12 protein-coding genes are annotated in these 11927 nt (G+C 62.1%); 2 read left to right on the forward strand and 10 right to left on the reverse strand.

The window, feature by feature from the left end:
- Window positions 1-78 precede the first annotated feature (78 nt).
- Both NE852_RS23405 and NE852_RS23410 read right to left on the reverse strand, forming a co-directional pair.
- The gene (locus NE852_RS23405; protein ID WP_008524927.1) at window positions 79-717 is read right to left on the reverse strand and encodes a 5'-methylthioadenosine/S-adenosylhomocysteine nucleosidase; all 639 of its coding nucleotides are present in this window, start codon (window positions 715-717) and stop codon (window positions 79-81) included.
- Complete coding sequence (locus NE852_RS23410) at window positions 714-1163, reverse strand: PaaI family thioesterase (protein WP_003583690.1); 450 nt, start codon at window positions 1161-1163, stop codon at window positions 714-716. Before NE852_RS23410 ends, NE852_RS23405 begins: the two co-directional genes overlap by 4 nt.
- Window positions 1164-1403: 240 nt before the next feature.
- Here NE852_RS23410 and NE852_RS23415 point away from each other — a divergent pair, with 240 nt between their 5' ends.
- Window positions 1404-2477 (forward strand): DUF2252 domain-containing protein, encoded by a 1074-nt coding sequence (locus NE852_RS23415; RefSeq protein ID WP_258156141.1) that lies wholly within the window; start codon window positions 1404-1406, stop codon window positions 2475-2477.
- A gap of 3 nt (window positions 2478-2480) precedes the next feature.
- Here the strand turns inward: NE852_RS23415 and NE852_RS23420 are convergent, their stop codons facing one another.
- The 6 genes from NE852_RS23420 to NE852_RS23445 form a co-directional block, all read right to left on the reverse strand.
- Entirely contained in the window at window positions 2481-3563 is a 1083-nt protein-coding gene (locus NE852_RS23420; protein ID WP_008524906.1) for a DUF1513 domain-containing protein, read from the reverse strand.
- A gap of 4 nt (window positions 3564-3567) precedes the next feature.
- The gene (locus tag NE852_RS23425; RefSeq protein WP_008524904.1) at window positions 3568-4668 is read right to left on the reverse strand and encodes an imelysin family protein; all 1101 of its coding nucleotides are present in this window, start codon (window positions 4666-4668) and stop codon (window positions 3568-3570) included.
- A complete protein-coding gene (locus NE852_RS23430; RefSeq protein WP_008524901.1) occupies window positions 4668-6206 on the reverse strand; it encodes a di-heme oxidoredictase family protein in 1539 nt (512 codons plus the stop codon). The genes NE852_RS23425 and NE852_RS23430 overlap by 1 nt, the downstream gene beginning before the upstream one ends.
- A gap of 45 nt (window positions 6207-6251) precedes the next feature.
- Window positions 6252-7526 carry an imelysin family protein gene (locus tag NE852_RS23435; RefSeq protein WP_008524899.1) on the reverse strand — a complete coding sequence of 425 codons (1275 nt, stop codon included), beginning with the start codon at window positions 7524-7526 and terminating at the stop codon, window positions 6252-6254.
- A gap of 166 nt (window positions 7527-7692) precedes the next feature.
- Window positions 7693-8982: an RsmB/NOP family class I SAM-dependent RNA methyltransferase gene (locus NE852_RS23440; protein ID WP_258156142.1), complete on the reverse strand. Its 1290-nt coding sequence runs from the start codon at window positions 8980-8982 to the stop codon at window positions 7693-7695.
- 148 nt (window positions 8983-9130) lie between these two features.
- Window positions 9131-9484 carry a septal ring lytic transglycosylase RlpA family protein gene (locus NE852_RS23445; RefSeq protein WP_245270547.1) on the reverse strand — a complete coding sequence of 118 codons (354 nt, stop codon included), beginning with the start codon at window positions 9482-9484 and terminating at the stop codon, window positions 9131-9133.
- On the opposite strand from NE852_RS23445, the gene NE852_RS23450 reads away from it, so the two are divergent.
- The gene (locus NE852_RS23450) at window positions 9369-9716 is read left to right on the forward strand and encodes a hypothetical protein (protein ID WP_245270548.1); all 348 of its coding nucleotides are present in this window, start codon (window positions 9369-9371) and stop codon (window positions 9714-9716) included. The two genes, NE852_RS23445 and NE852_RS23450, sit on opposite strands and share 116 nt — an antisense overlap.
- A 184-nt stretch (window positions 9717-9900) precedes the next feature.
- Here NE852_RS23450 and NE852_RS23455 read toward each other — a convergent pair whose 3' ends face one another.
- The gene (locus NE852_RS23455) at window positions 9901-10770 is read right to left on the reverse strand and encodes an SDR family oxidoreductase (protein WP_008524883.1); all 870 of its coding nucleotides are present in this window, start codon (window positions 10768-10770) and stop codon (window positions 9901-9903) included.
- Entirely contained in the window at window positions 10770-11921 is a 1152-nt protein-coding gene (queG, locus tag NE852_RS23460) for a tRNA epoxyqueuosine(34) reductase QueG (protein WP_258156143.1), read from the reverse strand. The genes NE852_RS23455 and queG overlap by 1 nt, the downstream gene beginning before the upstream one ends.
- Window positions 11922-11927: the final 6 nt, after the last annotated feature.

Consider the following 11927-nt stretch of genomic DNA (forward strand, 5'->3'; position numbering starts at 1 on the left):
TCCGGGAAATCGGCGGCATCGGCTTTTTATTGTTCCGATTGTCCCCGCGCGTCTGAAAGGCGCGGGGCCTTGCCAGGTTCAGAACCAGAAAACGCCGTCCTCCAGCGCCGTGAACAGGCTGTCGACGCCGTAGGAGAGCTTGCGGTCGACGATGTGCAGATATTCGGTCCAGCCCGAGATGTGCTGCAGTTCGACAACGCCGTCGGAAATGCCGCGCAGTCCGATCAGCGGCAGCTTGTAGCCCTGGCAGGCGCGCAGAACCGCATAAGTCTCCATGTCGACCATATCCGCGTCGATGCCGTGATAGGCCGCACCCGAGATGACATTGCCGCCCGTGGAAAGGCTGGCTTCCGGAATGCCGGGAATACGCAACGGCAGTTCCAGCGTCACGGGCAGGTCGAGGAAGGGCGTCTGGCCTTTTTCGAAGCCGAGCGGCGAGGCGTCCATGTCGCGATAGGAAACCGAGGTGACCTGATAGATTTCGGTCTGTTCGAGTTTGGCGGAGCCGGCCGAGCCGAGGGAGACGACGAGATCCGGCAGGTCGTCGGCCGCATCGAGCCGTGCCAGGGCCCTGGTCAGCGCGACGGCCGCTTCCACCGGGCCGACGCCGGTCATCAAAGGTTCGATACGCGAGCGCAGGAAAGGCCCGTATTCGGCCTCCGCGGCCATCACGAAGAGGATGGATTTCCCTGCGACCGATTTCAATTCGAACTTCATCCAGTAATTCCCTCTCTACCGCGAATGACCATCATCGTTCCCGTCATGGAGGCGATAAGTTTCGCCGGCCCGTCGCTGATTGCGTAGCCTCGCCCGTCGGCGACAATGATGGTGGAGCCGGGTTTGGTGATTTCCCCGCGGAACAGGAAACGATCGCCACGCCCCGGCGACATGAGATTGACCTTGAATTCGATCGTCAGGATCGAGGCTTCGGGGTCGATGACGCTGTAGGCCGCAAAACCGCAGGCCGAATCGAGTGCTGCGGAAATGATACCCGCATGCAGAATGCCGTGCTGCTGTGTCAGTTTGACGTCGAAGGGAAGCTCGATCTCGACAACGCCATGTTCGACGCGTGTCAGTTCCGCGCCGATCGTCTGCATCGCCGCCTGGCGCGCAAAATTACGGCGGATTCGCGCGCGGAAATCGCCCCTGTCAGTCTCGCTCATGGCTGCCCCTCTTGAAGCGGCGAAAGTGGCATGGCGCGCCGGATTCGACAAGCTGGACATTGCCGAAATCGAGCCGGGACCGCGATGGAAACCGGGGGCCGTGTCGCTGGGGCAACCTTTCGCCTTCCATCGCCGTGTGGGCCTGGTTCAGCGGGACATGGCGGTCCCGATAGGAAGTGATTGCAGGTTCTCGTTCCGCGCGTATTCTCTTCATCGGTCTCGGAAGGGAGCATCGGAAACATGACGACGATATCGCAATCGGTCCGGAATTTCGAGAATTGGCTGGCCGGCGAACTCGGCGACGATCTCGTCAAGGATGATCTGCGCGACAAGCACGACAAGATGCGCAGCGACGACTTCGTCTTCCTGCGCGCCACCTATTGGCGCTGGTGCGAAATCATCCTCGATATCTGCCCGGAACTGGCAGGCGCGCCCGAAGTGCTGGCGATCGGCGACACGCACCTGGAGAATTTCGGCACCTGGCGCGATGTCGAGGGCCGGCTCGTCTGGGGCGTCAATGATTTCGACGACGCTGCGGTGATGCCCTATGCACTGGATCTCGTGCGTCTGGCGGCAAGCGCCATCCTGGCGCGCGGCGACAATGGTCCCTCGGTCCGCATGATCGGCGAGCTGATCCTGGGCGGCTATCGCAGGGGTCTCGAAAATCCGCTGCCTGTCATCCTCGAGCGCGATTACAAATGGCTGCGCAAGGCGTTGGTGCTGCCAAATTCCGAACGCCGGGAATTTTGGGAGAAATATGAAAACCTGGCTCCCGGTGAGAAGCCGGCGCCATCGGCCTATATCGAGGTGTTGGCAGGCGCGTTGCCGCCGGGGTCTGGTCCCTTCGTGGCAAAGCCGCGCAGCGCCGGCACGGGCAGCCTCGGCCGGCCGCGTTTCGTCGCCTATGCCGAATGGCGGGGCGGCCCGGTGTTGCGGGAGGCGAAGGCGCTGCTGCCCTCCGCTTGGTCGCTTTGCCATAGACCGAAGGACGTGGCGATCCATGCGGGCAAGATCGCGGGCGGCCGGGCGCGCTCGGCCGATCCCCGCTATAACGTCTCCGGTCGCATCCTCCTGCGCCGGCTCTCGCCGAACAGCCGCAAGATCGAGATCGACAAGCACCCGGAGATCCTGCTTGCGCCGACGATGCTCGAATTGATGGGCTTCGAAATCGCCAATTGCCATTCCGACGATCCGGCGGCGGCGGCCATCCTGGAGGACCTGCGGGTGCGCGGAAGCGAATGGCTGCATGAGGCGGCAAGGGCCGCGGCATCGAACATCAGCGCCGAGCAGAAGGCCTATGCGCGCTCCCGCTAGCGACTAAGATATCCGCACGATATGTTGATCCCAGGCGACGTCGCTGCGGGTCGACAGGAAATCGCCATCATAGGAGGAAACGGCAAAGCCGTCTCTTGCCGGCGCGATGCCGGCTGCATCGGAAACGGTCGTCTCTGCCAGCACCTTGCCCGTCCTGGCATCGATGGTCACCGAAGCGCCGCCTTTCGGCGAGGTGACGCCGACGAGGCCTTCGCGGCGATTGACGGCGATCGCCCCGACGTAATTGGCAAGCCTGCGCGTCGTCTCCTCCGGCAGGTCGACGAAGGAAAGATCCTCGCCCTTGGCGAAATGGCCGACGAGCGGCGGCAGATCCCTGCGGTGGCCTTCATACTGGCAGGCGAACCAAATGCGGCCCTTGTCGTCGAGATCGACATGGCGCGTGGAGAGTGCCGACCATTCGGCAGGTAGGATATGTTTTTCGATCAGCGCGCCGGACGCCGCATCGATTAGAACAAGCGACGGCTGCATCGCGCCGAGATTGAGTTTTATCCGGCCGAAATCCGGATGCGTCTCGATGCCGCCATTGGCGACGATGAGAAGCCGCCCGTCATCGGAAACCGTCATGTCGTGCGGGCCGATGCCATAGGTCTCGAATTCGCCGATGCGGGCGAAACGGTCGGTGGCGTCGTAGAGGCCGATCATGCCTCGATTGCCGTCGAAGTCGTTCTCGCTGGCATAGAGGATGCGGCCATCGGGCGAGAACGCACCATGACCATAGAAATGCCGGTCCTCCCGGGAGTTGATGACGACCGGTTCGCCCTTGTTCCTGGGATCGAAGATCATCGCATAGGTGCCGGGTCGGCGCGCAAAGGCGACGGTTTTGCCGGTGGCGGCGCTGAAGGCCATGCCGTGGGCGCGCGCGGGAAGGGCAACCTGATCGACGATCTCGCCGCTCTCCGTCACGGTCGCGACGGCAAAGGTGCCGTGCACTGTCCGAATGCCCGAGGCATAGACCGCATCAGCCCGTTCGAGCGCCATCAGCGACTTTGGCGTCAAGGCCGTAAGGAAACCGAGCCCCGCCGCCCTGACAAAGCTGCGTCGGTGGATCGCGGCACTTTGCATCATGATCTCAGTCTCCGTCCGAAAAGGAAAAGCCGGCAGAAAGCCCGATGGCCGCGCCATATTCGTCGCTGATCTTGGTGATAAGATCGCGGCTCTCGGAAAGCAGCGCATCGAGCTTGGCCTTCTCCGCATCGCTGGTGGCGACGTCGATATCAGGGTTGAGCTTCGGCATGCTGTCGAGCAGTGACTTGAAATCTTCGTCGATGGCGGCGGCGACCGCCTGTTTGTCCGGCGGCAGAAGCTCGGCCATACCAGCCTTCTGCCACAGCGTGCGCAGGCCCTCCAGATTGGCGGCCATCGATTTCCAGGTGTTTTTCGAGCGCCAGTAGATCGCCATGCGCGGGCGCGGCTGAGTATCCTTGCCCTTATAGAACTGCTCCAACCTCTGGTCGCGGATATTCTCCGCACCATGGACGAGAATGCCGAGCAGCGCGGTGACGGCTTCCTTATTGTCCATGAAATCGTCGCTCTGCGCGCCCGGATGTTTCCAGCTCGCCTGCACCCCGTCGGGCTTTTCCCAGGCGGCGACGACTTCGCCGGCCTCGCGCTGGATATTGCCGGCCACCGCCGCGCCGTAAAGGCAGCGGAAGCCGCCCTTCTGCTTGATGAGATCGTCCGAGCCGTTGCCGTAAAGCACATATTCCAGCGCCGTCAGGCCCTGCAGCGCCACGCTCTTGCCGGCGATCGCATCGACGGTCGCATCTTTGGGATCGGCCTTGGCGATCAGCGCCTGTACCTGCTTGAGGCCGACGCCCTTGCGGTCGGGATAAAACAGGATGTGCTCGAAAAGATTGTCGTGAGTCACAGGTCCGGTCTGGACGATCTCGATGATCGACCAATAGCGGATCGTATCGTCGAAGGCGGATTTCGCCTTGTCGAGCATCTGTTGCGTGCCGCCATCGCAGAGGTCCTTCATCGCCGTCGTCAGCCGGGCGGCCGATTGTTGCATGTTGCGGTAGCCAGGGCGGATCACCTCGTCGACGGCGCGCTGCATAACGGCCGGAACGGCATCCTCGTTGAGCCCTGCCGCAGGAGCGGCGGTCTGGGCGGCCGCCGACGTGGCAAAGCCGATCAGAGTGAGGCAGAGCAGGGGGTGCCAAAGGCGCATCAAAGTGACTCCAGGAATGTAATAAGGGCCGCCCTGTCGTCTTTGGACAGGGAGGAGAAAGCGTTGCGGGCCTTTTCAGCTTCGCCGCCGTGCCAGAGGATCGCCTCGGTGAGATCCCGCGCACGGCCGTCATGCAGGAAAAAGCTGTGTCCGCTGACAGTCCGGGTCAGTCCTATACCCCATAGCGGCGGCGTGCGCCATTCACGTCCGCTTGCAAGACCGACCTGCTGTCCGTCGGCAAGACCATCGCCCATGTCGTGCAGAAGAAAGTCGGAATAGGGCCAGATCAGCTGGAAGGACTGCGCCTTGTCAGGCGTATCGCGGCGGGTAACGAATTTCGGCACATGGCAGGAAATGCAGCCGGTTTCGTAGAAAATCCGCTTGCCCCGCAGCGTGTCGGGGAAGCTCGCCTTGCGCCGCGCCGGAACGGCGAGATTTTCCGAATAGAAGGTTACGAGGTCGAGAATGGGTCCCGGCGCTTCTTCCGCTCCCAGCCGCTTCTGCACGCCGGTCGGCATATCGAGGCATTTCTTTTCCGCCTTGGTGCAATCGCCGTGCGCATCCGGCTCGTCGGGCGTCGAGATACCGACATCGTTGGCGAAAGCATCCGCACTCTGGTCGCGCACCGTGGCATTCTGCGCCTTCCAGCCGAAGCGTCCGAGCGCGATCTTGCCGCTGCGGTGGTCGCGCACGATCGCCGCCTTGCCCGAAATGCCGTCGCCGTCGGCATCATCGGGATCGGCGTGGGCGAGGATGTCGGCCTCCGGAATGGCTTCGATCAGCCCAAGGCCGATCATGGCGGAGGCGACACGCGGCGAAATCGTCGTCGCCGGATCGAGCGGTCCGTAAGCCAGGTTCGCTACCGCATAGGTCGGCCGCCGCAGCGACACGGTCTCGCCGTCGCCGAGCGTCACCGGTTCTTCGCGGTAGCTGATCGCCATCTTGCCCTCGGCGGCAAGGCCTGGAACGGCCAGATCCTGCAGCTGGTGGCCATAGACAGGGTCGGGGAAATTAAGGACATCGGCCGCCGCTATCGCTTTTTCCTCTTCCGGCGTCGTGGCGGCGCGCGAAAGTCGTAGCAGCATCGAAGTGGCGCTCGGGCCTCCTTCCGGCGGTTTGCCGCGACCGTCATTGACATGGCAGCTCATGCAGGAGCGGGCGTTGAAGAGCGGGCCGAGGCCATCGGAGGCCTGCGTCGAAGAGGGGGCGGAAACCCAGAGCTTGCGGAAGAGGGCATTGCCGAGCTTGAAATTCTGCTCTTCCTCGAAAGGGATATTGGCCGAGATATGCGAGAAACTGTCCTGGGTTACGGGATCGATCGAGGTCGTAGCCCCCGCCTGCATCGCCTCGTATTGTTCGGCCTTGGAAAAATCCGCCGTCGGCCGCGTCACATCGGCGACCCTCTTGATATCGGCTTCGGAAAGGTCGGCGCGTTTCGTCGGCAGGTCGAAACCGGCGGCAACAGCTACGGAAAAACCGGCAAGCAGGGCGCAGAGCGTTGCGCTGGCGATCAATCGGCGGGCCGGGGCATGCGACATTCAGGGTTCGGACCGCTCCGGCTTTCGGAGCGGTCCGCCTTTTGCTTATTTGAAGACGGCGTTAGGATTATCCAAGCTGTCGGAACCTTCAAGCTGAACCGTGCCGAGATCGAGTGCGGCAATAACGCGCTGGATCGATTTCGTTTGGTCGATCAGCCCATCGATGGCGGCCTGGACGACGGCATTGCCTTCCTTGTTGCCTTCGCCAATCATCTGGTCGTACTTCTCGACCGTCTCGCCGCGCTTTGCCATGGCATTCATCGCGTCGAGCGTCTTGTTGAGCTTGCCTTCCATCTCGGCATCGACCGCCTTGTCCTTAGCGGCGACGAGATCGTGCAGCGACGGGCCACTGAGCTTGGTGCCGTCGACGCGGGTATAGTTGCCGGTATAGGCGGCGGCGATGCCGATCGCGTCGTTGAGATGCGAGTTGTAGGTATTGTCGGAGAAGCAATCATGCTCTTCCTCGGGATCGTGCAGCAGCAGGCCGAGCTTCATACGCTCGCCGGCAAGCTCGCCATAGGAGAGCGAACCCATGCCCGTCAGGATCGTGACGAGACCGGCTTTCGGATCGGCTTCGACGTTTTTCGTCGCAGCGCCATCTGGCTTCCAGTTGTCGGTCATTTCCTGCAGGTCGGAAACCAGTAGCGTGGATGCGGACTTCAGATATTCGGCGCGGCGGTCGCAATTGCCGTGCGTGCAGTTCTTCAGGTCGTAATCTGTTGCCGGGCGATTGCCGGCGCCGGGTCCGGTGCCGTTCAGATCCTGTCCCCAGAGCAGGAATTCGATGGCGTGGTAGCCGGTCGCGACATTGGCTTCGATGCCGCCGGCCTCGGCGAGCGTGCCGGAGAGGAATTCAGGCGTCAGCTTGGAAGCATCGACGTCCTTGCCGTCGATCTTGATCGTCTTGTTGGCGATGACGTTCGCCACATAGAGAGAATTTTCGTCGCTTTCGGTGCCGTAGGAGGGGTCGACATAATCGATCAGGCCTTCGTCGAGAGGCCATGCGTTGACCTTGCCTTCCCAGTCGTCGACGATCGGATTGCCGAAGCGATAGACTTCCGACTGCTGGTAGGGAACGCGCGCCTTGATCCAGGCGTCCCTTGCGGTCTTGAGCGTTTCGTCGGTCGGCGCTTTCAGGAAGGCGTCGATGGCGGCGTCGAGCGCCTTGGCCGTCGTCAGCGAGTCCTCGTATTTGGCGTGCGCCACGTCGGCATAATGTTTCACCACGGCGCTAGCGTCGGTCTCGGCCTGCGCGGGTAGGGCGAGCAGGGCGGCGGGGGCAATCGCCAGCACGGCTGCGCGGAATGTGTTGAGTTTCATGATCCTCTCCTGTGACGGATTTTCCGTCTAATCGGGCCCCGTCTCTTCGCGCAAAAGCAAACTGGTGTCAAATACTCTAGTTTGGAATGATTTTAAGATGGGAAAACACTGCACACGCGCTTGTTGCCAAGGCATCCGCCTGGAAAATCGGCGGCAATCGCCCCAGTCAGGCTTTCCGCTGCATGCGGCAGAAGAAGAAGCCGTCCGTATCGGTGGAGGCCGGCGTCAGCGTCACCGTCAGGCCGTCGGAAGAGTGCGGGCGCGGGGCATCCTTGCCGAACAGGGCGTCCCAGGCGGGCAGGGCGCTGACGATCTGGAAATCAGGATTGTCAGCCGTGAAGCGGCGTACCTGTTCCTCGTTTTCCCGTGGCAGCACCGAGCAAGTGACATAGATCAGCTCGCCGCCCGATTTGACGAAGCCGCTCGCCTGCGCCAGCGCGTCCTGCTGCTGGGCGGTGCGCTCGTCGAGGTTTTTTGCGGTCAGCCGCCATTTTGTGTCGGGCCGCCGCCGCCACGTGCCGGTGCCGGTGCAGGGGGCATCAACCAGCACCTTGTCGCAGCGTCCGGCAAGGCTGGATAGCCCTTTGGCGTCGTCATGCACCTGGACATTGCGCGTGCCCGCCCGCTTCAGCCGCTCGATGATCGGCGCCAACCGCTTGCGGTCGGCGTCATAGGCATGAACCTGGCCCTTGTTCTGCATGGCCGCCGCCATGGCCAGGGTCTTGCCACCCCCGCCGGCGCAATAGTCGAGGATCTGTTCGCCGTCTTTCGCGAGCACCAGGTCGGCGACGATCTGCGATCCTTCGTCCTGAACTTCGAACCAGCCTTTCTGGAACGAAAGCTCGGCTGTCACGTTGGGAAGACGCGAGGCGCCTTCGCCTGCGGCAATCCGGATGCCGTAGCGGGCGATCTTCGCCGCATGCGCGCCGGCCCGTTCGAGTGCCTTGACCGCCTTGTCGCGGGAGGCTTTCAGAATGTTGGCGCGCAGATCGAGCGTCGGGCGGGCGGCAAGCGCCTGTGCCTCGGCGAGCCATTCGGCACCGAAGGCCTGTTCGAAGGAGGATTGAACCCATTCGGGAATATCGCCGCGGATGTGCGGCGGCGCATCGTCGAGCGAGCGGCTTTCGAAGGCCGAGACGGCCTCGGGCGAAAGCGGTGGCGGCGCAAACTTGTCGTCCGCCAGTTCGGCGGCAAGGCTGTCTGACGTGAAACCCCATTGGCGGAACATGACGGCGTAAGCGATGGCCGAGGCGCTGTCGTCATCCATCAGCCAGGCATGGGAAAGCCGCATGCGCAATGCGTCGTAGACGATGTTGCCGATCGCGGCGCGATCGCCGGAGCCGGCGAAGCGATGCGCAAGGCCCCAGTCCTTCAGCGCGTCGGCGACAGGGCGCTTGCGGGCATCGATGTCCGCGAGCACAGAAATCGCCCCTTCGAGGCGGCCGCCCAGACGCATTCACATGTCTCCTGTTGCCATGGCATGTGAACGATCGCGCGACGGTCGCGGGCGGAGTGTTCACAAGTCTCAACCGCGTGGTAACCGCGATTGACGGCAAGAGCAAGCGCCGCTGAGGCGCAGCCGGTTGCAAGAGGCTCGGTAGGCCTCAGCTGATGACCTGGTAGCAGACTTTCGCAGTGCCGGAGCTCACCATGCCGATATTCTGGGCGGCGGCGCGCGACAGATCGAGCACGCGGCCGCGGATGAACGGACCACGATCGTTGATGCGAACGACGACGGTGCGGCCATTGTTGCTGTTGGTGACCTTCACCTTGGTGCCGAATGCGAGCGAACGATGTGCGGCAGTCAAGACGGCAGGGTTCATACGTTCCCCGGAAGCAGTTTTGGAGCGAAGTGCGTACCATGAAGCACCGCCACAGCCATTTGCAGCAAAACCTTCCGCCGGAAGCAAGGAAGAGCAGGCTGCAATAGTTGTGGCAGCGATAATAGAACGGCAGATTTTCTTCAAAACGGAGTGTCCCTCAACTATTGAACTCACGCCCTTGCAGGCGGCGGGGCTTAAATCCGTCGAAAAATGGCAAAAAAGTGCCGGGGCCGATCACGGAATGTTACAGATTGTAATATTTGTGAGGCCATTGATAAAATATGAGAATTTGCCACGTGTGGCAGGATGTGGAAAAAACGCAATGAAATCAGCTAAAATTCAAATGATTTTTCCGAGGAAGTTTTAAACCTCAAGGCCTTCACAAAAATCACGAAATATTTTTTCTGCCTTCGCCATATTTGCTGCCACATTTGAGCAAATTCAGGGGCCGTTAACCATGATATGCGGCGAGAATTGTTCTGCTAAATGCAGAAAGTAGGAATTTCCTACTCATTTTGGGTGATAACCCCGGTCGCTGGCAACGGCCTGATCTAACCGCGCCAGCGTTCGTCCTGCCACAATTGCGCAAGCGATATCGGGTAGTCAGGGAAGGAAAATTCGAAGCCGGCGGCTTTGAGTTTCGCATTCGACACTCGCTTGTTCTCGCCGTAGAAGGAGCGCGCCATCGGTGAGAGGTCGGCGGTTTCGAAGGCCTGTTCCGGTGGCGGTTCGACGCCCATCAGTCGCGCTGCCTCGACAATCACATCCTGCGGCGGGCCGGGCCGATCGTCCGTGACATTATAGATGCCGCCGAGGCGATGGTCCGAGAGGAATCGCGCTGCCGAGCCAATATCTTCGACGCGGATGCGGTTGAACACCTGGTCTTTCTTGATGAGACGTCGCGCCGTGCCCTTTTCCAGGTTGCAAAACGCGTTGCGTCCCGGCCCGTAAATGCCGGAAAGGCGCAAGATAGCGGCGGGCACGCCACGCCTTTCTCCCATCGCCAGCCAGCCTTCCTCGGCCTCGAGCCGTTCCTTCGACCGTCCGGAAACGGGCACGCAGGGCGTCTCCTCGTTGATCCATGCGCCTTTGTGATCGCCATAGACGCCGACGGTGGAGAGGTAACCGATCCACTCGAGCCGCGGCAGCAGGCCTGCGTCATCTTCGCCGAGCAGCCGCAGCAGCGGGTCGGCTTTCCCCGGCGCGATCGACTGCACGAGATGGGTGACGCCAGCCAAAGACTCGCGCAGACGGTCTTCCAGGGTCTCGCCGTCGAAAAGGAATGCCTCGATGCCGTCGCGGCTCAGCGCTTCCATCTTCTCCGCCGAGCGCGTCGTGCCGGACACGCGCACGCCGCCGCCTGCGAAGGCCTTGGCGATCGCCGTGCCGGAAAAACCGCAGCCAAAGATCATCACATGCATCAGCCCACTCCCGCCAGTCGCCATTCGTTCAATACGTCGTCATCGCTCTCATCAGCCCTTTGTGCGGCAAAGGCCGAGAATTCGCCAGCCTCCATCAGCCGCGAAAGCGCCCATACAGCCATCCCTCGCACCACCGGCGAGGCATCGCCAGCGAGCGCGAGACATTGCGCGACGAAAGCCCTGTCGCCGGAATTACCGGCGGCGATCAGCACGTTGCGGATGAAGCGGTCGCGACCGATCCGCTTCACCGGCGAGCCGCTGAAGAAGGCGCGGAAGGTGGTGTCATCGAGCGTCAGCAGAAAGGCGATCGACGGCTCCTGCAGGTCTTCCCTTGCCTTCAGCTTCATCTCGGAGGCGGAGCTGGCGAACTTGTTCCAGGGACAGACGGCAAGACAATCGTCGCAGCCATAGATGCGGTTGCCGATCAGCACCCGCAGATCGGGATCGATCGATCCCTTATGCTCGATGGTGAGGTAGGAAATGCAGCGCCGTGCATCGATCTGGTAAGGCGCGGGAAAGGCGGCCGTCGGGCAGATATCGATGCAGGCGCGGCAGGAGCCGCAATGATCGATCTCCGGCGCGTCGACGGCAAGATCGGCCGTGGTGAACATCGAGCCGAGAAACAGCCAGGAGCCGTGTGTACGGCTGACGAGATTGGTGTGTTTGCCCTGCCAGCCGAGGCCGGCCACTGCCGCAAGCGGCTTTTCCATGACGGGTGCGGTATCGACGAACACCTTCACATCGGCGCCGGCGCGCGCGGCAAAGCGCGTTGCGATTTCCTTCAGCCGACCCTTGATGACATCGTGATAATCGCGATTGCGCGCATAGACCGAGATCGCCGCCTTGTCTGGCTTGTCGAGGATGCCGCGCGGATCTTCCTCCGGCCCATAATTGAGGCCGAAGACGACGACGGATCGCACCTCGCTCCAAAGCGTCAGAGGGTCGCCGCGCCGCTCGCGCGTCTCCGCCATCCAGTCCATCGTCCCGTGGTGCCCGGCATCGATGAACTGGCCGAGGCGCTCCTTCGCCTGCGGGATCGCATCCGGACGTGTAATGCGGCAGAGATCGAAGCCCTTGGCGGCAGATTCCGCCTTGACGAAGTCGGTCAAATTGTCGCGGCGTCGCCGCTCTTTGTCATCAGCTTCGGGCATGAAGAG

Source organism: Rhizobium sp. Pop5 (assembly GCF_024721175.1).
Classification (GTDB): domain Bacteria; phylum Pseudomonadota; class Alphaproteobacteria; order Rhizobiales; family Rhizobiaceae; genus Rhizobium.

Bases quoted from the DNA above. Each gene is read 5' to 3' on its own strand.
- NE852_RS23455 (WP_008524883.1), bottom strand. From the start codon at position 10,770: ATGCATGTGATGATCTTTGGCTGCGGTTTTTCCGGCACGGCGATCGCC.
- queG (WP_258156143.1), bottom strand. From the start codon at position 11,921: ATGCCCGAAGCTGATGACAAAGAGCGGCGACGCCGCGACAATTTGACC.
- NE852_RS23440 (WP_258156142.1), bottom strand. From the start codon at position 8,982: ATGCGTCTGGGCGGCCGCCTCGAAGGGGCGATTTCTGTGCTCGCGGAC.
- NE852_RS23415 (WP_258156141.1), top strand. From the start codon at position 1,404: ATGACGACGATATCGCAATCGGTCCGGAATTTCGAGAATTGGCTGGCC.
- NE852_RS23405 (WP_008524927.1), bottom strand. From the start codon at position 717: ATGAAGTTCGAATTGAAATCGGTCGCAGGGAAATCCATCCTCTTCGTG.
- NE852_RS23425 (WP_008524904.1), bottom strand. From the start codon at position 4,668: ATGCGCCTTTGGCACCCCCTGCTCTGCCTCACTCTGATCGGCTTTGCC.
- NE852_RS23430 (WP_008524901.1), bottom strand. From the start codon at position 6,206: ATGTCGCATGCCCCGGCCCGCCGATTGATCGCCAGCGCAACGCTCTGC.
- NE852_RS23410 (WP_003583690.1), bottom strand. From the start codon at position 1,163: ATGAGCGAGACTGACAGGGGCGATTTCCGCGCGCGAATCCGCCGTAAT.
- NE852_RS23435 (WP_008524899.1), bottom strand. From the start codon at position 7,526: ATGAAACTCAACACATTCCGCGCAGCCGTGCTGGCGATTGCCCCCGCC.
- NE852_RS23420 (WP_008524906.1), bottom strand. From the start codon at position 3,563: ATGATGCAAAGTGCCGCGATCCACCGACGCAGCTTTGTCAGGGCGGCG.